Source organism: Streptomyces sp. NPDC056061 (genome assembly GCF_042266885.1).
GTDB lineage: Bacteria > Actinomycetota > Actinomycetes > Streptomycetales > Streptomycetaceae > Streptomyces.
This window is the reverse complement of the sequence record NZ_JBHJWQ010000013.1, coordinates 113,375-134,746: the sequence shown is the minus strand read 5'-3', so window position 1 is coordinate 134,746 and position 21,372 is coordinate 113,375. Positions and strand designations below refer to the sequence as shown.

Annotated in this window: 15 protein-coding genes and 1 riboswitch; of the genes, 1 reads left to right on the top strand and 14 read right to left on the bottom strand. The window is 73.7% G+C overall.

Annotated elements, in window-relative coordinates:
- The 11 genes from ACFC79_RS19965 to ACFC79_RS19915 all read right to left on the bottom strand — a co-directional run bounded on the left by ACFC79_RS19965 (position 1) and on the right by ACFC79_RS19915 (position 16,050).
- Entirely contained in the window at positions 1-2,256 is a 2,256-nt protein-coding gene (locus ACFC79_RS19965) for a hypothetical protein (protein ID WP_376241858.1), read from the bottom strand.
- Between the two features lie 3 nt (positions 2,257-2,259).
- Positions 2,260-3,690, bottom strand: coding sequence for a hypothetical protein (locus ACFC79_RS19960; protein WP_376241856.1), 1,431 nt, complete (start codon positions 3,688-3,690; stop codon positions 2,260-2,262).
- 5 nt (positions 3,691-3,695) lie between these two features.
- A complete protein-coding gene (locus tag ACFC79_RS19955; RefSeq protein WP_376241854.1) occupies positions 3,696-4,784 on the bottom strand; it encodes a hypothetical protein in 1,089 nt (362 codons plus the stop codon).
- An 11-nt stretch (positions 4,785-4,795) separates the two neighbouring features.
- Entirely contained in the window at positions 4,796-7,423 is a 2,628-nt protein-coding gene (locus tag ACFC79_RS19950) for a hypothetical protein (RefSeq protein ID WP_376241852.1), read from the bottom strand.
- A gap of 33 nt (positions 7,424-7,456) precedes the next feature.
- Positions 7,457-9,031: an Hsp70 family protein gene (locus tag ACFC79_RS19945; protein ID WP_376241850.1), complete on the bottom strand. Its 1,575-nt coding sequence runs from the start codon at positions 9,029-9,031 to the stop codon at positions 7,457-7,459.
- A gap of 106 nt (positions 9,032-9,137) precedes the next feature.
- Complete coding sequence (locus tag ACFC79_RS19940) at positions 9,138-9,632, bottom strand: nucleotide exchange factor GrpE (RefSeq protein ID WP_376241848.1); 495 nt, start codon at positions 9,630-9,632, stop codon at positions 9,138-9,140.
- A gap of 132 nt (positions 9,633-9,764) precedes the next feature.
- A complete protein-coding gene (locus ACFC79_RS19935) occupies positions 9,765-10,145 on the bottom strand; it encodes a hypothetical protein (RefSeq protein WP_376241847.1) in 381 nt (126 codons plus the stop codon).
- A 93-nt stretch (positions 10,146-10,238) separates the two neighbouring features.
- Positions 10,239-10,889, bottom strand: a complete 651-nt coding sequence (locus ACFC79_RS19930) for a thymidine kinase (RefSeq protein ID WP_376241845.1) — start codon at positions 10,887-10,889, stop codon at positions 10,239-10,241.
- A gap of 241 nt (positions 10,890-11,130) precedes the next feature.
- Positions 11,131-12,318: an alkaline phosphatase family protein gene (locus tag ACFC79_RS19925; RefSeq protein ID WP_376241843.1), complete on the bottom strand. Its 1,188-nt coding sequence runs from the start codon at positions 12,316-12,318 to the stop codon at positions 11,131-11,133.
- A complete protein-coding gene (locus tag ACFC79_RS19920) occupies positions 12,318-12,914 on the bottom strand; it encodes a DUF5998 family protein (RefSeq protein WP_376241841.1) in 597 nt (198 codons plus the stop codon). The genes ACFC79_RS19925 and ACFC79_RS19920 overlap by 1 nt, the downstream gene beginning before the upstream one ends.
- A 112-nt stretch (positions 12,915-13,026) precedes the next feature.
- A complete protein-coding gene (locus ACFC79_RS19915; protein WP_376241839.1) occupies positions 13,027-16,050 on the bottom strand; it encodes a GNAT family N-acetyltransferase in 3,024 nt (1,007 codons plus the stop codon).
- Between the two features lie 172 nt (positions 16,051-16,222).
- On the opposite strand from ACFC79_RS19915, the gene ACFC79_RS19910 reads away from it, so the two are divergent.
- Positions 16,223-16,504 (top strand): HPr family phosphocarrier protein, encoded by a 282-nt coding sequence (locus tag ACFC79_RS19910; RefSeq protein ID WP_376241837.1) that lies wholly within the window; start codon positions 16,223-16,225, stop codon positions 16,502-16,504.
- Positions 16,505-16,808: 304 nt separating this feature from the next.
- On the opposite strand, the gene ACFC79_RS19905 is transcribed toward ACFC79_RS19910, so the two are convergent.
- The 3 genes from ACFC79_RS19905 to ACFC79_RS19895 all read right to left on the bottom strand — a co-directional run bounded on the left by ACFC79_RS19905 (position 16,809) and on the right by ACFC79_RS19895 (position 21,096).
- A complete protein-coding gene (locus ACFC79_RS19905) occupies positions 16,809-17,612 on the bottom strand; it encodes a M23 family metallopeptidase (protein WP_376241835.1) in 804 nt (267 codons plus the stop codon).
- A 12-nt stretch (positions 17,613-17,624) separates the two neighbouring features.
- A riboswitch (cyclic di-AMP (ydaO/yuaA leader) is annotated at positions 17,625-17,792 on the bottom strand.
- 512 nt (positions 17,793-18,304) lie between these two features.
- Positions 18,305-19,687, bottom strand: coding sequence for a M16 family metallopeptidase (locus ACFC79_RS19900; RefSeq protein ID WP_376241833.1), 1,383 nt, complete (start codon positions 19,685-19,687; stop codon positions 18,305-18,307).
- Between the two features lie 26 nt (positions 19,688-19,713).
- On the bottom strand, positions 19,714-21,096 hold the full coding sequence (locus ACFC79_RS19895) for a M16 family metallopeptidase (RefSeq protein ID WP_376241832.1): 1,383 nt from the start codon (positions 21,094-21,096) through the stop codon (positions 19,714-19,716).
- Positions 21,097-21,372: the final 276 nt, after the last annotated feature.

The window sequence follows — 21,372 nt, the reverse complement described above, 5'->3', positions numbered from 1 at the left end:
TCAGCAGAGCGGCTCGACGTCCGCGGAGGCCGTGAGGAAGGCCAGGCAACGTGCCGTCACCGTCTCGCCGCCGTCGCCGATGTCGACGGCGTAGGCGATGGGGGCGCGGCGCTCGGTCCCCTCGGGAGCGGTGATCCGCCAGTGCACCTCGTACGTGTCGTGCGCCCGAAGTGTCCGGGACGGCCGCCCGATGGGAGTGGCCCGCCACCCCTTGGGCAGCAGGGGCGGTCGCACGGTGATGGCGAGGTCGCGTGCGGTGGTGTTCTCCAGGGTGAGCCGACCGCCGTCCGCCGGGTGCAGGCGCAGGGCGTCGGAGCTGCGCCAGCGGATGTTGACCTCGCGCAGGCGGAGCCGCTGCTCATCCTTGCTGTCGTCCTTGATGAGTCCGGAGAGCAGGCCGACGCGGACGGAGTCGACGGAGTCCGGGACGGGATAGTCGTAGCCGTACTCCGTCGTGAGGTAGGCACCGTCCTTCCGCTCGTGGGGGTGTCCGTCCCGGAACTCGATCGTGCGGGCATCGTCCTGGCCCTCCACGTCGAGGCCCGATACGAAGAACGACGCGACGCTGTCCGGGTCGAAGTCCACCGACACCTCGCTCAACGGCAGCGGAATCCCGAAGTCCATCCTCAGCCAGTTGTCCTTCTGCGGGGATCCCTTGAACGACCAGTAGCCCGCACGGCCCGGCAGTACGGCGGACGGCGGATGCCCCGGTGCCGAGTAACTCGCGCTGAACTCCGGCCAGTCCCCGGGGGCGACCGCGGTGAGATCGACCTGGCGGACCGAACCGGACAGCGGATGCCGCCACTTGTCGTACATCCCGGGCAGGCCGAGAAGCGCCGCCGGTGGCAGCACCCCCGCCTCCAGGAGGACCAGGACGAGCGGTACGACCAGGTACCCGGCGAGGTGGGTGAGCAGAAGGGTGTGACGGGCGGCGCGGTGCCGGGGAAGGCGGAACGTCGTGCTCGCGGGTCGGCGCCCGGGCGGAGGCACCATGCTCTCCCCCGCGCCGGCGGCACCGGAGGTACCGGCGAGCCACCGCAGCGTCCCCGCGAGAGCCGCGGCCGGAATGCAGCGCATCTCGATGCCCGAGGCGTCGAGCGCGCGCAGCAGATGGCCGCCGCCGACCGCGTCCAGTTCCGCGCGCACGGCAGTGTCGTCGCCCTGTGCGGCTCGGGTGTACAGCAGGGCGATACGGTGCGGACGGCGGCGCCCGGGCAGGGCGGTGAGGACGTGCAGGACCCGGGTCACGGCGTGCACGGCGTCGCTGTGCGCGGTGGGATCGTCCACCACCAGCAGCAGTCCGCGGGCCCGGGGCAGGACGTCCAGCGCGGCCACCGACTCCTGACTGCCGTAGGCGTCACCGGGCGGGTCGTACCACAGCACGGGCGTCCCTCCGGTGCGCACGAGCGGCGGCTCGGCCCCGGGCGCGGCGCCCAGCTCGGCCTGCCCCTGCCGGTGCACCGCGCCACGTTGCGCGGCCGGGCCCCCGACGAGCACGACGACCCGCGCCCGTTCGTATCCGGCGGGCAGCGCCTTCCCGCAGTGCGGACAGCGCGCGTCCAGGCGGCGCATGCCGAGGACCGCGGGCAGTCGGGTGCCGCAACGGCAGCGGTGGGAGAGGGCGCCGTACCGGTTGGGCAGCAGCTGCCGGTGTGCGGCTCGGCACGTCGGGCACAGCCGGACCGGGCGGTGGACGGTGTGCCCGCAGCCGGTGTACGGGCACGGCGCCGGCCCACTGCGCAGCGCGCGCCCCGTCCGTGCGACGGCCGCGCACACCGCCCACCACACGGTCCACAGTGAACAGCCCAGCGCCCACAGCAGCATCGCGAACAGAAACGGAAGGATGCTCAGCGCAGTCGCGGTCAGTACGACTGCGACGGCCGTCAGCAGGGAGACCGGGCGCAGGAAGAGCATCGGCCAGCCCCGCCCGCCGGTCCCGCGCCGTTGCGGCCGGTCGAACACGTCGTCCACCCGGTCGGCCAGGAACCGCTCGGCATCGCTCATCAGCCGTTCGTGCCGCTCCAGTCCGTCCCACCAGGTGGCCCGCAGGTCGCGCGCGGCGACGACGCGGAAGTAGGACGACGTGGCCGGCTCACCGCGCGGGTCGGGCGAGGAGTGGGCCGCCCGCCCGAAGGTCCGCCAGACGGTGTGCAGCTGGGTCCACACCAGCCTGGGCAGGGTGATGAAGACGCCGTAGCCGACGATCAGGACGACGAGCAGGGCGATCACCAGGAGCAGCACGACAGGGGCCGCCACGGCTCACTCCCCTTCCCGGGCAGGACCGCGTCGCCACCGCAGCCGTGGTGCCCGCGCCGGCTCCTCGGCCCGCACCAGATCGCGCAGCGCCTCGTAGGTCTCCGTCTCCTCCCACAGCCCCTGCCGGTACAGCCGCAGGATCCGCAGTGCGGTCGGCCGCGGCTCCCCGGGGGCCAGGCGCAGCACATGCAGTGCGGTGCCCGGGGCGGCGGCGAGCACGTCGGGTGCCTCGTCCGCGAGGGAGACGAGGGAGGCGCACGCCCGCGCGTCCAGCGCGGCGGTCCGCAGTTCGGCGGAGGCTTCGAGGGCGGCGATCAGCCCCACGAGGGCGGCCGACCGGTACGGCTCGGGCAGCGGGGCGAGCGCGGCCCGCACGTCCCCGAGGGGTGCCGTCCCGTCGGCGAGATGGCGCGCGGCGGCGTCCGTCAGGCGCTCGGGCGCCAGTCCCGCCGCCTCCGGCCGCAGCTCCACGACGGCGCGTACGAAACTCACGAGCGGGGCGCCCGCCCCGCCGAAGGCCGCCGTGTCGCCGTCCGGCGCGAGCAGCGCGCACCCGGTGCGCAGCCGCCGTACGCCCCCCTCGACGCCGTCCGCGGGGCCCGCGTCCCAGAGTTCCGCGACGGCGTCCAGGACGTCGAGGCGCCCGCCCGCCAACGCGTCCGCGAGGAACCGTGCCACCGGGACCGACTCCGGACAGCCGTCCCCGGTCAGCCGGTCGAGGTGGAACACCGGACCCGGTGCCCGCTCCGCGGTCTTTGGCCCGGTCCCGGTCAGATGGCGGTGGTCGTCCTCCGGCCGCGCGGTGTATGTCGTGAACGTCAGCCGGGCGGCCAGACCGACGGGCAGGGTGTAGGAGACCGCGGCGATCCAGTCGACGACGCGGTCCGGGTCCGCGGAGACCAGAGTGGCACCGGGGCCCTCGCCGGCCAGCGCCCGCAGGGTCGCGGTGAGCAGCCGCTCCAGGAGACGGAGGCCGGGGGCGCCGCCGGAGGCCAGCGAGCGGATCACGCGGTCGGGTCCGATGGCACTGCCGGGGACGAGTTGGGTGATGTCGGGCAGGTCCGGGCCGTCGTCGTGCGGCGGCGCCTGGACCCAGTGGGGTGTGTCCCACAGCTCCACGGGGCGCAGACCGGTCAGTTCGCCGGGGGTGGCGTACAGGGCGTGGCAGAAGTGGTTGCCCCAGCGGCCGGTGTAGTCCCGGCCGGTGAAGCGGGTGCGGGTCAGCACTGCCGTGTCGTCGTCCGGTCGGTCGTAGGAGAAGGCCACGGGGTAGTCGCGGTGCCGGTCCGGGCCGGGGGGCCGCGCGTACCCCGTCGACGGGCGGAGGACATCGAGTGCGGGGCGGGCCGTCGGGGAGGCGGCGGTGAACCGGAAGCCGCCGTGGGGTGCGTCGGACGAGGGAGGGGCGGACGTGTAGTACGCCTGTCCCGCCATACGCGTCACCCCCGTCCCCGGTCGAGGGCGCCGAAGCGGTGCAGCAGCCACATCAGGGGGTCCTCCACCCGGTGCGGGCGTACGAGGCCACCGAGTCCGAGGCCGCCGCCCCTCCGGGGCGCGGTACCGAGCGTGGACAACGCGAAGAGCTGATAGTCGGTGCAGAACTGCTGGAGCCGCGCGTCGAGTTGGTGTTCCTGCCAGCGCCGCAGCAGGGCCTGCAGCTCGGCGTGGACGGCGGCTCGGTCGTCGGCGTCGAAGACGGGGCCGGGACGGCGGGTGCGGTGCAGCGGGGAGTTGTCCGGCAGGTGCGCCCACAGGAGGTCGGCCTTGGTGAGGGCGACCGCGACCGGAACGGTCACCTTGCCGCCGCCGCCCAGGTGGCCCAGCACCCGGGCGAGCACGTCGCCCGACCTGCCCGGCACCCCGTCGCCGTCCCTCACCGGTGCGCCGGGCAGGTCCTGCGGATCGACGAGGACGACGACGGCGTCGGCCGCCAGGAAGTAGCGCGTCTGGGCCTCCATGCGGTCGCGTGAGGCGAAGTGCTCGCCCGCGGTGTCGAGGAAGACCAGGGTCAGCACCCGTTTGCGGACACGTCCGAATCGGCCCCGCCGGGCGCGGCCGAGGCGGTGCACGAGGGGACGGCCGCCGTCGTGCTCGGCGGTCTTGGGGACGGTGTGCTGCTCCTCGTACAGGTGTCGTTCGTACCGTTCGCGGTAGTCGGCCATCGTGTCGTCGTCGCAGGGGAGCAACGCGGCGTCGAGCTCGGCGCCGAGGTGGTGCAGGAGTTCGTGCACGAGGACGCCGATGTAGGTGCTCTTGCCGGAGCCGACCGGTCCGGCGAGCGCCACGAGCTTTCCGGGAGTGCGCAGATAGCCCTCCGGCAACCGGGCCGTGCAGGCGGTGCAGCGCAGCCGGGTGGTGGTGCGGCCGCAGGTGCCGCACACCGCCGAACCGGCCCGTGGGTTCGCCGAGGCGAGGCCCCGGTCCTCGGCACAGGCGGCGCCGCTCGCGCAGACGTACGCGATCTGCTCCCGGGAGATGCGCCGGAAGCAGTGCGGGCACACCCAGGTACGCCGCCACGGCAGTCTCACGTCCACTCCCCCTAGGTGATCCTGAGCGTGTGCTGCGGCGGGTCGCGCAGCACGAGTGCCCCGCCGACGGCGAAGCAGCGCAGCCGGCCGGCCGGGCCGCGGGCCAGGCGTGCCGACAGCTTCACGTCCTGCCCGGGGCCGAGCGTCACGTCGGCGGCTTGCGCGAGGACGTCCCCGTCGGCGGGCTCCAGCGGTGGGAGGGGACCACGCGACCGCACCAGCAGCAGCCGCTCGGCCCGTACGGTGACCCCGGCCGTGAACACGGCGGTGACCGTGCGCCGTCCGGGCAGGCCGTGCCGCTCCAGCCGGTAGTCGACCTCGGCGCGCGGTGGCAGTACCGCCGTGCTCGGCGGGCCGTACGCGGGCATCCCGCCGAGCAGGGCGATCGGCCGCACCTCGACTTCCACCCCGGCGCCGTCCGCGACCGGCAGCCGCACGCCCGCCTCGTGCAGGTAGGCGGCGCGGCCGACGGTACGCCGCTGCTCGCCCGCCCCGCCGGGGGTGCGCCAGATGACCTCGACCTCGTCGCCGCCGTCCGGCAGCCAGTCGAAGGCGACGACCACGCCCGTGCCGACGCGACGGGTGAGCGTGGGGGTGCCGAGCGCCTGCGTGGCGGCCACGGCGTGCGCCCCGACGACGGCGTCCTGCCCGGCGACCGTGACCGCGAGCACCATGGTGGGCCGGCCCGGCGGCGCGAACCGCAGCCCTTCCGGGGCGGGTCGCGCCGTGATCGGACGCGCGGGAAGCTCCGCCGTGCGCAGCCGGGTGCCGGCCGGCCACGGGGGCGCGTCGTCGAAGGCGTACAGGCGCACCTCGCCGCCGGGCGGCGGGTCGAGGCACGCCAGGAGGTGGCCGTCCACGAAACGGATGTCCAGGTCGGTGACCGGCTCGGGCGGCGCGAGCGGCGTGGCGGTGCGCCGGACGCCCTCGGTGCGCACGAGCTGTCCGTCATCGGTGCGGTGGACGGTGCGGATGCGGTAGTCGTACGGCGTGCCGTTGGTGAGCCCGCCGTCCGTGAAGCCGTCCCGGTGGGCGGCGACGCGCACCTCCCCGCCGTCCGGCGCGGTGCGGACGACCTCGACGGACCGGGCACGGCCGGGGCAGGTCCACTCGGCGGTGATCCGGCGGTCCCCGGGGTGCAGGAGAGCGCCGGTGACCTCGGGCCAGTACACGACGGGCCCGCCCACCACGAGCGGGGAGGGCGCGCTGCCGGGTTCGGCGGCCCGGCGCACGGCGACCGCGTAGTACAGCGGGACGCAGGGCGGGGGTGAGCCGTCCACGTACGAGGTGGCGCGCGGCGATGTCAGCGGCAGCACCGTGCCGTCGGCCGCGCCGCGCGGCGGGCGCCGCTCGGTGCGCAGCAGCACGCACTCGGGCTCGCCCGTCGTGGACGGCGAGGGCCGCCACCGGACGGCGACTCCCGCGCCGTCCCGCGCCGCGGTGAGGCCGGACACCGGGCGGACCGCGAGGCCGCGGCGCACGGCGTCGATGCCCGGCAGATCGCGGACCGTCTCCTCCGCCTGCTCCAGCAGGTCCCAGGCCCGGTCCGCCTCGGCCGGCGGCAGTCGGCGTGCGCGGTCCACCATGCCGCGCGCCTCGGCGAGTTTCTCGCGCGCGTGCTCGGCAAGTGCGCGCGCGTCCTCGGCGAGCGAGCCCGGCGGCAACCGGCCCGCCACGGCCGCCGCCTCGGTGAGCCGCCCGTCCGCGACCAGTCGGCGCAGCCGCTCCGACAACGGGTCCCCGGCAGCCTCGTGCATCACCGCGAACACCAGTCGCCGCGCGTCGTCCGCGGCGACGGACAGCTCGTCCACCGCGTACGCGAGGAGCGTGGCCGGAGTCGCACGGGCGGCGTACCGCGTCCGCAGGGGCAGCGCCAGTTCATGGAGCAGAATCCGGGCGAGTCCCTCCCGGCCCTGCTCGGCGAGCACGCCGCGGACGGCGGCGGTCACGGCCTGGGCCGCGGTGTGCGCGGCACCGTGCGGCAGTCGTCCCCAGCGGCGCGCCGCCGCCTCGACCGCCGCCGGGTCGACCGGGAGCGTGTCGAAGACGTGCACGGGCCGATCGGTCCGCCCACCGGGCGTGCTCGCCGCGAGGAAGTCGCCGAGGTGCCGCAGCCCCAGCACCTCCAGATGGCCGGCGCAGCGCGCGTACGCGGGGTACGGCACCGCGCGGGGCAGGGGGTCGGGCTCGGCGACCCGCAGCCCGAGGCCGGGCAGCAGGTCCCGTACCCGGTCCTCGCGGACCCGGTGGGCGGCGGCGATCTCCGCGACCGTGCTCTCGGCGAGCATGCCGAGTCCGCCCGTGGCCTCCTCCAGGGCCGCGCGCAGCCCGGCCCGCTCGGATTCGGCACGTCGGCCCTGCGCCGCGATGGCGGCCCGCAGCCGTCCCGGGTCCCCGGCGGCGGCTGCGTCCAGCAGCGGCCGGTGGATGAGGTATCCGGCCTCCAACTGCTCGATGACGGCGCGGTACTTGAGCCGGGACCGGCTGCGGCGCCAGCAGACGCGGACCGCGGCGACCGCCTCGGCGACCGCGGGCCCGGTGAGACGCTGCGGCAGCTGGTAGCGCGTGCGCAGGTCCTCGGTCACGGGCGCCCCGGCGTCGAGCACCTCGCGCCGGTAGCGCTCCTCGTCGAAGGCCACGGCCTTGTTCCCCCGTCCTGCCCCTGCCCGGGATCAGCCGATCCGCTGGCGGCTCATCGCAACCCGCGCCTCGTCCACCGCCGCTTCGGACAGGCCGCCGATCTGAAGGGAGATCTCGATCTGCTCGCCGGTCTCCCGCTCGGAGGCGACGACGGTGAGGAGCCCGGAGCTGTCGAGCGTGAACACGCACTGGAAGGGCCAGCGCGCGGGTTTGCCGGGTGGGATCTTCAGCGTGCCCTGCGCGACCTCGGTGTTGTGATCCAGTTCCTCCGACTCCACCGCGCCCGCCTGTTCCATCACCTGGATCCGGACCTTGCGCTGACCGTCGCGGAGGGTGGCGAAGTCGTCGGTCACCGACACGGGCAGGGTGTCGTTCGCGTGCACGAGATGGGTGACGTACTCCCGGCCGGTGTCAATGTCCGTGACCTGGATGCCGTAGCCGCGCGAGGCAACGGTGGAGATTTCGTACGGGCGGTGGGTGAGGCCCGTCTCCGGCACGTCCGGTGCCTGCCCGTCGGGGAGTTCGCCGCCGGAGAGGATGAAGGCGGCCCGGTCGAGGGCGTAGAGCGCGGCGCCGCGGGCCACCGCGAGGTCGGGGTTGTGCAGCCTGGGCTCGAAGCCGAACTGGGCGCGCAGGGCGGCGGCGACGGCGGGCATCTTGGTGGCGCCGCCGACGAGCAGCACGTCGTCGAAGGACGACACGCCCCGCTCCGCGGCGAGTTCGACGGTGCGGCGGGTGATGTCGACGGTGCGGTCGAGCAGGTCGCGGGTCAGTTCCTCGATCAGCCCCCGGGTCAGCTCCACCGGTTCGACCCTGCCCTGGTGCATGACGCGGACGGTGTAGCGCTCGCGGAAGGACAGCGCCTTCTTCGCCTCCTCGGCGTCCTTGCGCAGCTGGGTCTCGGACTGGAGGTCGGACAGCGGGTCGTCGACGTCCGGGAAGCGCTCGCGGAACCGCTCCGCCAGGTGCACGACGACGCGGTCGTCGAAGTCGCTGCCGCCCAGCTCCTTCGCGCCGTCCGTGCACAGCACGGTCAGTTCGCGCCCGCGCAGGGTGAGCACGGTGGTGTCGAAGGTGCCGCCGCCCAGGTCGTACACGAGGATGGCCCGGTCCCCGCGCTCCTCGTCCCCTTCCAGCGCCCCGTAGTCGAGTGCGGCCGCGATGGGCTCGGCGACCACGTCGAGGACGCGCAGTCCGGCGATCTCACCGGCCTTGCGGGTGGCGTCCCGCTCGGCGAGCCCGAAGTAGGCGGGCACGCTGATCACCACGTCGCGCGCCTCGTCGCCGCCTGCGGCCTTGGCGTCCTCGACGAGTTTGCGCAGGATACGGGCGGAGATCTCCTCCGGTGTGTAGGCGCGGCCGTGGAACTCGCGCGGCACCGCATCGCCCATGTCCCGCTTGATGAGCTGTACGACGTGCTCGGGGTCGAGGACGGTGGCGTCCTTTGCGCTCTGCCCCACGACGACGCTGTCGGCGCTCTCGAAGTAGACGACGGAGGGTGTGGTGTCCGCCCCTTCGAGGTTGCGCAGCACGGTCGGTCTGCCGATGTCGTCGATCCGTGCGACGCAGGAGTAGGTGGTCCCCAGGTCGATGCCGTACACGGCCATACGGTCTCCCGCCGTCGGGACGGCCGCGCATGGCGTCCGCACCGTCTGTTGTCTCGTCAGTTGTCCTTGTCGGTCATGTCGTCGAGCCCGCCGGAGCCGGAGACGTTCATGGAGCTTCCGGCTCCCACCGGAAGACCACGACGTCGGCCTTGCGCACGACCCGCTCGCCCTGGACGAATCCGGCCGCCACGACGCGCGCCACCGTCCGGTTCGCCTCCGGTCCCCCGGCGGCGGCGCTGCCCACCGGACGCTGCAACGCCATGTCGAACGCCTCGCCGGTTTGGGGTACGTACCGCTGCACGCCGGTCCTGGCCACGGTGTCCGCCGCCTCGTCGGCCAGTGCCGTCAGCAGGGCCCGCAGTTCGTCGACGTCGAGCGGTCCGGTGACGTGTTCGGCCTGGCGCAGGATCTGGTCGTGGAGCCGGATCAGTGAGTGGCGCACGAGATCGAGCGCAGCTTCGGTCTCGCCCCGGCGCAGCCGCTCGACCTCGTCGTGCAGCCTTGTGACGATCTCCTCACGGCGCTCCGCGAGCCGCTGCTGACGAGCGAGTGCCGCGGTGAACTCGCTTGCGAGCGTGCAGGGTTCGACAGGTTCCGACACGCCGCTCACAGTAGACCACGGGGGCACGGCGCGTCTGCGGAATCTGCCGCGATCGCCGGCCGGGCCGGAACACCTGCGTCGCCCGGCTCGGGCCCGGTCCTCTCCTGCGCCGCCCGGCCGTGCACGGCCTCGTCAGCCACCGAGGTTGATGGAACCGTGAACATCCCGCGCCTGGACGACAGTGCCCTGGGTGCCCCCGGAGACTGCGTTGCTCACATCGCCCGCACCGGTCCGCGTGCCCTCCAGCGCCTCGGCCTCCCGGCGCCAGGCGGCGAGCGCCTCGGCGAAGGCGGGGTCCTGCCGGGCGCGGAGAGCCAGCGCCTCGGCCAGCGCCGTGGCCCGCTCCGCGCTGTCGGCCGCCCCGGCGAGGGCGGTGAACTCGTCGTCGTGCGGCTCCCGGTCCGAGGACCGCCGCCTGACCAGGTTTCGCAGGGTTGTCCACATCTGCTCCCCCGCCGCGCCCGCGGTGCCTCCCGCAAGGGCCATGAGGAGTTCAGGTGCAATCGGGTCCACGATGCCTCCACCGTTTCCAGCGCACGGGTCGTGGGTCGAGCGTAAGGCACGGCGGGCCCGCGGAGACCCGGAGCCGACGGAGGAATCTCGCCGTCAGGCGGACGTGACCGGCAGGACGTCGGGCGAGAGCGCGCCCGCGCGGGCCGAGGCGGCAGTCATCCGGCGGAGGTGATGACTGCGGCACAGGACCTCGTAACCGATCTCCGCCACCGGACGGTTGACGTCACCGACGACCACCTGGGCGCCCTCGACCACCATCTCCCCGCCGACCGTGCGCGCGTTGTGGGTGGCCCGGGCTCCGCACCAGCACAGGGCCTCCACCTGGAGGGCCTCGATCCGGTCGGCCAGCTCGATCAGCCGCTGCGAGCCGGGGAAGAGCCTGGTACGGAAATCGGTGGTGATGCCGAAGGCGAAGACGTCCAGCCCGAGGTCGTCCACCACCCGCGCCAACTGGTCGATCTGCTCCGGCGAGAGGAACTGCGCCTCGTCGGCGATCACATAGTCGACCTTGCCGCCCTTGGACAACTGGTCGACCAGATACGCGTAGATGTCCATGCCCTCGGTGGCCTCGACAGCCCCCGTGACCAGGCCCAGCCGCGAGGACAGCTTCCCTTCCCCCGCCCGGTCGTCCCGCGTGAAGATCACACCCTGAAGTCCCCGGGCCGAACGGTTGTGTTCGATCTGGAGCGCCAAAGTACTCTTCCCGCAATCCATCGTTCCGGAGAAAAACACCAATTCGGACATCAGTGGAATGCGGCCTTTCGCGGCGAGTAGGGTTCCGGGCACAGCGCGCCGCCCGGCCGGCGCATGGCGACGGGTCCGGGCCGTGGCGAATGCCCCGGCGCGTGCGTGCCCCTCCCGCTGTCCATGGTGCCGGAGGGAAATACCAGTTCGGACATCGGTGGAGGGCAATCTTCCGGATCGGTTGGGGTCTCGGGGAGCGACGCCGGACGGCAGCCGCCCCGACGGTGGTGCGAAATCGCGGCTACGAGCGTACTTCGAGCAGTGGCACGTACTGCTCGACGGGGGTCATCGAGCCGTGCATGCCGACCATCTCGGACTCGTGCGGCTCGTTGACCGACGCGGTGATCACCACGTCGTCGTGGGCCGCAGCGACGACGTCGCCGATCCGACCGCGGACGCGTTCGTCTGTCTTCGGGCCGAACCAGCCCGCCTCGATCGCCTCGTCCCGGCTCGCCACCCAGAACTGCTCGCCGAGCACTTCCCGCCAGACGGCCAGGACGTCGTCCTCCGCTCCCGGAACGGCGTACACGTGCCGGGCCCGGCCCTCGCCGCCCAGCAGCGCGACGCCCGCGCGCAGTTCCCAGTCCTCGTCGAAGTCGATCCGGGACCGTTCGTCGAAGGGGATGTCGATCATGCCGTGGTCGGCGGTGATGTACAGCGCCGAACGGGGCGGGAGCTGCTCCGCCAGGCGCCGGGCCAGCCCGTCCACGTACATGAGCTGTCCGCGCCAGGCGTCGGAGTCGATGCCGAACCGGTGCCCCTTGGCGTCGACCTCGCTGTAGTACGTGTACACGAGCGAGCGGTCGCCCGCGGCCAGCCGTTCGGCGGCGACGTCCATTCGTTCCTCGCCGGACAGCCGTCCGAGGAACGATCCGCCGCTCAGTGCGACCCGGGTGAGCGGCGTCCGCTCGAAGGCGGGGGCGGACACCTGGGCGGTGGCCACTCCCGCGGCATCGGCGAGCGCGAAGACCGTGGGGTGCGGCTGCCACTCCGTCGGCGGGGTCCAGGGCTGCCAGCGGAGCTGGTTCATCAGCTCGCCGGTCTCCGGATTGCGCGCGGCGTAGCCGGGCAGGCCGTGCTCCCCCGGCGGGAGTCCGGTGCCGACCGAGGCCAGCGATGTCGCGGTGGTGGCGGGGAAGCCTGCCGTGATCGGGCGGCCCGTGCCGCCGCGCGAGGTGGGGAGCAGCGCGTGCAGGAACGGTGCTTCGTCGGGGTGGGCCGCGATCTGCTCCCAGCCCAGGCCGTCGATCAGGAACACGCAGTTGCGGTCGGCAGGCGTGAGCTCGGGGATCGCCGCGGTGAAACCGGGCACGCCCTGCCCGGCGACGAGGGTCGGCAGCAGATCCGCGAGCGAGCCGCCGCCGTACTCGGGCACGGGAGCGGTGCGGACGTCGAGCAGGACCGGGTCCTGCCAGGACGGCTGGGTCATCAGCGGCCGGTCGCGGCAGTCACGGCCGTGGCCTCGGAGAGCGACTGGGCGAAGGCGAGGGTCTGGCGCACGGTGTCCGGGCCGTCGCCGGCCTCGCTGACCCGCAGGCTCAGGTCGTCGGCCGTGGTGTTGCCGGTGTAGCCGTGGTCCGCCTCGCAGTTGGGGTCGCCGCAGGCGGCGGGCTCCAGATCGATGCGGGAGACCGCGCCCCAGCCGATGGTGAGGACGACCTCGCGCGGCAGCGTGCCCGGCACGTACTTCTCGGGGTTCGCCACGACCCGGCTGACCACGACCGACGAGATCCGGTCGAGCTTGACCGATTCGGTGGAGGTGGTGGCGTACGGCGTCGGGGAACTGGTGTCCGCGTTCTGCTCGTCGGTGTGGCTGACGATGAACCGGGTGTCCGTGAGGACCAGGACCGTGACGTGGCGGCGCACCTCGTTGGAGTCGAAGGTGGTCTCCTGGTGGACCAGGTACGAAGCGACCGGCTCACCGCCCACGGCGGCCTCCACCGCCTCGGCCACGAGGGCCGGGTAGTAGCCACTGCGCTCGATCGCCGCGCGCAGCCCCTGGGTCGTCGTACCGGTCTTTGCCATGAGCACCATCCTACGGGGGACGGATGACTGCCGGGGACGGCACGGACGGGGCGGTGCGGGACACTGCCCGCCCGCAGGAACGGCACCGTCGGGCGGGCGGTGCCCGTAGCGGTCAGTAGTTGGGGAGGCGGCGGGGCCCGAGGTCGGTACGGGGCGGGGGCGGCGAGATCCGCACGTTCGCGCCGAGGACGGTGAGCCCCTGGGTGGCGACCACGACCGGTTCCAGGGTGACGGAGACCACCTCGGGGTGGTCGTCGACGAGTCGGGACACCCGCAGCAGCAGTTCCTCCAGTGCCGCGGTGTCGACCGGCGCCGCCCCCCGCCAGCCGAACAGCACCGGGGCCGCGCGGATGGTCCGGATCAGCTCGGCGGCGTCGCGGTCGGTGGCCGGAATCAGGCGGTGGGCGGTGTCGCCGAGGAGCTCGGAGGGTGCGCCGGCGAGCCCGAACGAGAGGACGGCGCCCGCCGTCGGATCGATCGCGGCCCGTACGACGGTGTCGACGCCGCGCGGGGCCATCGCCTGGACGACGGGCTGGAGTTCGGCGGGCCCGCCGAGCAGGTCCGTCAGTTCGCCGTAGGCGCGTCGGAGCGCGTTCTCGCCCGCGAGGTCGAGTCGTACCCCGCCGAGATCGGCCCGGTGGCGCAGGTGGGGCGCGGTGGTCTTGAGCGCCACGGGATAGCCGAGCCGGGCCGCCGCGGCGACGGCCGCTTCGGGGTCGGGGGCGGGCAGGGTCGGCCGGACGGCGATGCCGTAGCGGCCCAGGAGTTCGCACGCCTCGTCGTGGGTGAGCGGCCTGCCGCGGGGATCGGGGTCGGGGCCGAGGAGGGCGTCGATCAGCTCGGCGGTCCCGGCCTCGTCGATGGTGTCGTCGAGGAACTCGGGCACCTTGCCGGGCACGGCGGCCTGCCGGCGCCACTGCGCGTACCGCACCGACTCGGCCAGGGCGCGCACCGCTCGCTCGGCGGCCGGGTAGGCGGGGATCCGCCCGGCGCGGATGCCCGCCCCGGACGCGTCCCGGGCCTCCGTACCGCAGTCGCCCCCGGTGGCACGGCCGACGGCTGCGGGTGTCTGCGCCGCCGGGGCGGGGAGGGCACCCGGGCCGTCGCTGCCGCCGTCCGCGGCGGGCACGGCGGTGGGACGGGTGCCGCCCGGCACGAGCCCCGTGGACGAGGGGCCCGTTCCCGCGCTCCCCGTGCTCGCCTGCTCGGCGGCCGAGGGAGCCGTGCCACCGGACGGCCGCCTCGCCGTGCGCGACTGCGCGACCGTGCCGGTGGCCGCGGCGAGAGCGTCCGCCAGCCCGCCGATCTCCACGTGCACGACGGCCACCGGCTTCGCCGGGCCCGCGGCCACTGCCGCACGCAACGCGGTGGCCAGCACCTCTCCGTCGCCGGTCTCCGCCTCCCCGTCCTCGCCCACCCACGGGATCGCCGTGACGATCACCGAGTCGCAGCCCTCGTCGGCGAGGGCCGCGGCCAGGGCCTCCCGGAAGTCCTGCGGGGTGGCGGCGGTGGTGAGGTCGAGGGGCGGTCGCGGCCGCAGCCCCTCGGTCAGACAGGCGTCGTACGTGAGCAGCCCGAGCGATTCGGAGTTCCCGAGGATCGCGACCCTGGGCCCGGCCGGAAGGGGCTGGTCCGCTAGGAGGAGGCCCACGTCGACCGTCTCCGTCACCGTGTCGACCCGGATCACGCCCGCCTGCCGCATGAGCGCGGAGACCGTCGCGTCCGGGATCCGGCTGACCGGAACGGCGTGGCCGGGCGGCGTGGCACCGCTGTGCCGGGCGCCCTTCACCACGACGACGGGCTTCACTGCCGCGGTGCGCCGGGCGAGCCGCATGAATTTGCGCGGGTTGCCGAACGATTCGAGGTACAGCAGGGCGACGTCGGTGTCCGGGTCCTCGTACCAGTACTGGAGGAAGTCGTTGCCGGAGATGTCGGCACGGTTGCCCGCGGAGATGAAGGTGGAGAGCCCGGCCCCCTGCCGGTAGAGCCGGGAGAGCAGGGCGATGCCGATCGCCCCGGACTGGGTGAACAGTCCGATGCGGCCGGGCGCGGGCGGCTCCGGGGCGAGGGAGGCGTTCAGCCGGACGGCCTCGGCGTTGTTGATGACGCCGAAGGCGTTCGGGCCGATGATCCGCATGCCGTACGAGCGCGCCTGGCGGACCAGTTCGCGTTGCCGGTCCCTGCCCTCGGCCCCCCACTCGGCGTATCCGGCGGAGAGGACGACGAGGCCCTGGACACCGTGCTCGCCGCAGTCGGCCACGGCCTCCGGCACCCGTTCGGCGGGGACGGCGACGACGGCGAGGTCCACCGGCTCGTCGATCTCGCCCACCGAACGATGGGCGGGGACCCCGTCGATGGTCTCCCGGTCCGCGGTGAAGGAGCGGTTCACGGCATACGTGCGGCCGGTGAACCCGGCCCCGAGGATGTTGCGCAGGACCGTCCGGCCGACCCCGCCGGGCGTGCGGCCGACGCCGACGACGGCCACGGAGCCGGGGCTGAGGAGGCGTTGCACGGAGCGCGCCTCGGCCCGCTGCTCGCGGCCTCGCTGGACGGCGAGGGATTCGGCGGTCGGTTCGAGGTCCAGCGTGAGGTGGACGGAACCGTCCTCGAAACTGCGCTGCTGGGTGTAGCCGGCGTCCCGGAACACCTTGATCATCTTGGTGTTGGCGGGCAGCACCTCCGCGGCAAAACGGCGGATGCCGCGTTCGCGGGCCACGGCGGCGATGTGTTCGAGGAGCGCCGAGGCGACCCCCCGGCCCTGATGCGCGTCCTGCACGAGGAAGGCGACCTCGGCCTCGTCCGCGGGAGCGGAGGCCGGCCTGCCGCGCCCGTCGATCCGGTCGTAGCGGACGGTCGCGATGAACTCGCCGCCGACGGTGACCGCGAGCCCCACCCGGTCGACGTAATCGTGATGGGTGAAGCGGTGCACATCCCGGTCGGACAGGCGCGGATAGGGGGCGAAGAAACGGTAATACTTCGATTCGTCGGAGACCTGTTCGTAGAAACTGACCAGTCGTCCGGCGTCGTCCGTGGTGATGGGCCTGATCCGGGCGGTCCCACCGTCACGGAGGACCACGTCCGCCTCCCAGTGGTCGGGGTAGGCATGGTGCGGACTGTGCTCCGGCGCGGGCTGCATGGGCCCAGAGTACGACCCGGCCACCGGTCGCGTGCGCCCTGGGGCCGGGGCAGTCTGGGGGGATCGAACAGCGCTGCCGCACTGGTCGCGGGCCTGTCGCGGGTCGGCCGGAACACCGCGCACCGCGTGCGAGAATGGTCTAGACAACCGTTGATTCATGAAGGGCAGAACCATGGCTGAGCGCCGCGTCAACGTCGGTTGGGCCGAGGGCCTGCACGCCCGCCCCGCTTCCATATTCGTCCGTGCCGCCACGGCGTCCGGCGTCCCGGTGACGATTTCCAGGGCCGACGGCAACCCGGTGAACGCCGCTTCCATGCTCGCGGTGCTCGGCCTCGGTGCGCAGGGCGGCGAGGAAATCGTGCTCGCGTCCGAGGCGGACGACGCCGAGGCCGCGCTGGACCGCCTGGCCAAGCTGGTCGCCGAGGGGCTCGACGAGCTCCCGGAGACCGTCTGAACCGACTTCCCGCGCGCAGGAGCCGCGATGCCGCCGGACGGGGCATCGCGGCTCCTGCGCTTTCCGGACCCCGGCTCCTGCGCGTTCCGGACCGGCCGCGGCGTTCCGGACCGATCGCGGGCGGAGCAGCGGCGACGGACTCCTCGGCCCCCGGCGGGGGCCTCTCCGCCGGCTCGGGCGATGGGCCGGCCCGGGGGAAGGAGAACGGGAAGGGGACCTCGGCACGCCGAAGACCCCGGCGTGCGGATCCTTTCGGGACGCGCCTGCCGGGGCCTTCTGGAACGGTGTCGTACGTGGGGTCCGCTCAGATGTTGACGCCGTGGGCACGCAGGTACGCGACGGGGTTCATGTCGGAGCCGTAGGAGGGAGCGGTCCGGGCCTCGAAGTGGAGGTGGGGGCCGGTGGAGTTGCCGGTCGATCCGGAGAGCCCGATCCGCTGGCCCGCGCCCACGCTCTGGCCGACGGAGACTCCGATCGAGGAGAGGTGGCCGTACTGCGTGTACGTACCGTCCGTCATCCGGAGCACGATGTTGTTGCCGTACGCGCCGCCCCAGCCGGCCTCGACGACCGTTCCCGCGCCGACCGCGACGACCGTGCTGCCGGAAGCGGCGTGGAAGTCGATGCCCGAATGGCTGCCCGACGACCAGAGCGAACCGCTGGACTTGTAGCCGGTCGTGACGTAGGAACCGGCGACCGGGAGCTGGAAGGAGCCCAGGCGGGCCCGTTCGGCGGAGCGGGCGGCGCGCGCCCTCTCGGCACGTGCCTCGGCTGCGCGCTTCGCTTCCGCCTCGGCCTTCGCCCTGATCGCGGCCCGCTTCTCGGCCTCGGCCTTCAGCCGGGCCTCTGCCTTCGCCTCGGCGTCGGCGTGGCGCTGCTGCGCGTCGGCCTGGGCATCGATCCGGTCGGCGAGAACGCTCCGGACGGTGATGACCTGATTCAGGCCGGTCTCGTCGGTGTCGGGGGCGCCCGCGTCCGCGGCGAGGGCCGGGGAGGCGGCGCCGCCGATGACGCCGGTGGTGGCCAGGGTCGCGATGCCCGCGATCCGCGCACCGTTGCGCGTGAGCCGGCTCGGGGCACGGTGCTTCCCGGTGGCACGGGTGAACGCCATGAAGTGGCTGGTCCTTTCCTTCCTTCTCGCCTACCGGGTTAGCTGACGGGTTCGGAGCAGGAAGGTCTCCTACGGGCGCCATGGCCTCATCGAGGCCCGGGCATCCGATTCACCCCAGGGACTGTGTGGGTCCCCGGCTCCCCAGGCTCACGCCCTACGGGGACTCGGCGATGGCTGCCCGGTGCGTCCCGGTCGCGACACACGAGTGACGAACAGCCCGGTCGACGCTAAGGGGCGGAACTTTCGTTCTCCAAACGGACCGGCCGATTTGTAGCGCATGCCACAGGGCGGACAGGCAACCTCCGGGGCGGAGCGGGCCGAGGGGAAGGCCCCGGCGAGACATCTCTCACAGGGGCCCTCCTCCCGGCCCGGGATTCGTGCGCCCCGGCGGACTTCGTCGGACTCGCGTCCGGGCGAGCGCGCCCGGTGACCGCCGCGCCCGGACGGCCGTGCCCCGGATGACCGACGTATCCGGGTGGCCGCCGTGTCGTCCGGGTGGCCGCGTGTCCGGCTCGTGCACCCCGGTTCCCGGACGCCGCCGCCGGCCCCGGGCGGCTCGGTGCCCGGGACCGGCATGTCGGACGCCGACGCCGGGCGGGAACGGGCCGGCCACCGGCCCGGTGCCCGAGCCGCCCGGTCCGATTCCGGCACGGAGCGCTCCTCCGGCACCGGTGACAACGACGGTACGGACGTCAGCCGGCGACCACGGACACCTCACCGATGCCCAGGGCCCGCACCGGTTCCTCGATCCGGGACGCGTCGCCGACCAGAACCGTCACCAGCCGGTCCTCGGGAAAGGCGTTGACCACCGCGGCGGTCGCCTCGACCGTGCCGGTCTCCGCGAGCCGGGCGTACAGATGCGCCTGGAAGTCGTCCGGGAGGTGCTGCTCGACCTGATCGGCGAGGGTACCGGCGACGGAGGCCGCCGTCTCGAACTTCAGCGGTGCGACACCGACGAGGTTCTGCACCGCCGTCTCGCGCTCCTCGTCGGTCAGCCCTTCGGCCGCCAGGGTCCGAAGAACCGTCCACAGGTCCTCCAGCGCCGGTCCGGTCGACTCGGTGTCCACCGAACCGCTGATGGCGAGCATCGCGGCGCCGGTCGCCCCCGTTGCCGAACCCGGGGCCGACGACCGCAGTACCTGGGCGAAGGCCCGCACACCGTAGGTGTAGCCCTTCTCCTCCCGCAGCACCCGGTCCAGTCGGGAGGTGAGCGTGCCACCCAGGCAGTACGTGCCGAGCACCTGGGCCGGCCACACGCTGTCGTGCCGGTCGGCTCCGATCCGGCCGATCAGAAGCTGCGTCTGCACCGCGCCCGGACGGTCGACGATGACCACGCGTCCGGTGTCGTCGGCCGTGATCGGCGGGGCGGGGCGCGGCTCCGCGGTGTCGCCGGACCAGTCGCCGAGGGTGTCGGCGAGCACGGCCTCCAGATCGATGCCGGTGAGATCGCCGACGACCACGGCGGTCGCCGCGGACGGCCGGACGTGGGCGTCGAAGAACGTCCGCACCGCCGCCGCGTCGATCCGCTCCACCGTCTCCTCGGTGCCCTGGCGCGGTCGCGACATCCGCGACGTGGCCGGGAAGAGCTCCTTGGAGAGCTGCTTGGCGGCGCGCCGGGCCGGGTTGGCCTGCTCGTGCGGGATCTCGTCGAGCCGGTTGCGCACCAGCCGCTCGATCTCGCTGTCTGCGAAGGCGGGCGCGCGCAGCGCCTCGGCCACCAGGCCGAGTGCCTTGCCCAGCCGGGACACCGGAACCTCCAGGGAGACCCGGACGCCGGGGTGGTCGGCGTGCGCGTCGAGCGTGGCGCCGCAGCGCTCCAGCTCGGCGGCGAACTCCTCGGCGGTGCGCTTGTCGGTGCCCTCGGACAGGGCCCGGGACATGATCGTGGCCACGCCGTCGAGGCCCTCGGGCTCGGCGTCCAGCGGTGCGTCGAGGAAGAGCTCGACCGCCACCACCTGCTGGCCGGGGCGGTGACAGCGCAGCACGGTGAGGCCGTTGGGCAGCGCACCGCGTTCCGGCGCGGGGAAGGCCCACGGGCGGGCGACGCCGGGGGCGGGCTGCGGGTGGTACTGCATCGAAACTCCAGTCGCGGCAGCGTCGGTCACTTGTCCGCCCCTTCGTGCGCGTCGGTGTCGTCGGCGTCGGTCCCATCGGTGTCCGCCGTGTCCGCGGACTCGGCGGGTTCGACCGGTTCGTAGACCAGCACCGCCCGGTTGTCGGGCCGCAACTGGGCCTGGGCGACCGCCTGGACCTCCTCCGCCGTGACGTCGAGAACCCGCTGCACGGCGGTGAGCGCGAGCTGGGGATCGCCGAACAGTACGGCGTAGCGGCAGAGTTCGTCGGCACGGCCCGCGACCGTACCGAGCCGGTCCAGCCACTCGCGTTCCAACTGGGCCTGCGCGCGTTCCATTTCCTCGGGCGTGGGGCCCTCGGCCGCGAAGCGGGCGAGTTCCTCGTCGACCGCGGTCTCGATCTGCGGGACCTCGACGCCGCCGGACGTCTTGACGTCCAGCCAGCCGAGGGACGGGGCACCGGCCAGCCGCAGCAGCCCGAACCCGGCCGCCACGGCCGTGCGGTCGCGGCGCACCAGTCGGTTGTGCAGCCGCGACGACTCGCCGCCGCCGAGCACGGTCAGCGCGAGGTCGGCCGCATCGCACTCGCGGGTGCCGTCGTGCGGCAGGCGGTAGGCGGCCATCAGCGCCCGCGCCGGCACCTCCTCGCGCACCTCCTCGCGCAGCTGCTCGCCGATGATCTCGGGCAGCGTGCCGTCGCGCGGCGGCCGCTTGCCGTCGTGGGAGGGGATGGAGCCGAAGTACTTCTCGATCCAGGCGAGCGTCTGCTCGGGATCGATGTCGCCGACGACGGAGAGCACCGCGTTGTTGGGCGCGTAGTACGTGCGGAAGAACGTGCGCGCGTCCTCAAGTGTGGCGGCGTCGAGGTCGGCCATCGAGCCGATCGGCGTGTGGTGGTACGGGTGGTCCTCGGGGTAGGCGAGCGCCGTCAGCCTCTCGAACGCCGTGCCGTAGGGGACATTGTCGTAGCGCTGGCGCCGTTCGTTCTTGACGACGTCGCGCTGGTTCTCCATGGACTCCTCGTCGAGCGCGGCGAGCAGCGAACCCATCCGGTCCGCCTCCAGCCAGAGCGCCAGCTCCAACTGGTGCGCGGGCATCGTCTCGAAGTAGTTGGTGCGCTCGAAGCTGGTGGTCCCGTTGAGCGAACCGCCGGCCCCCTGCACCAGCTCGAAGTGTCCGTTCCCCTTCACCTGACCGGAGCCCTGGAACATCAGGTGCTCGAAGAGGTGAGCCAACCCGGTGCGTCCCTCGACCTCGTGGCGCGATCCGACGTCGTACCAGAGGCAGACCGCGGCGACCGGGGTCAGATGGTCCTCGGAGAGCACCACGCGCAGGCCGTTGGCCAGACGGTGCTCGGTCGCTGTCAAGCCGCCGGAGCCGGCCTGGGCTGTGGCCGTGTGACCCATGGGCATGTACGTCCCTTCGATCGCGTTTCTGGTTTTCGTGCGAGACCTGCCACTGTAAGCAAGCGCACGTGCACCTGGCGAAGTTCCCATACCTCGGAAGTTTCGCGTGAAAGAGGGGCGCGCGCCCGGCGCGTCCTCGTCGGGGCGCACCCCGGGCCCCGGCACTGCCCTCCCCGGAACGCCGCCGCGGGCTTCTCGGAGCGGCGCGGCAGGCCGCCCCGGCACGGGTGGGAACGACGCTTGGGACGGGTCGAGGTCGGCGATGTCAGCGCGGAGGTCCAC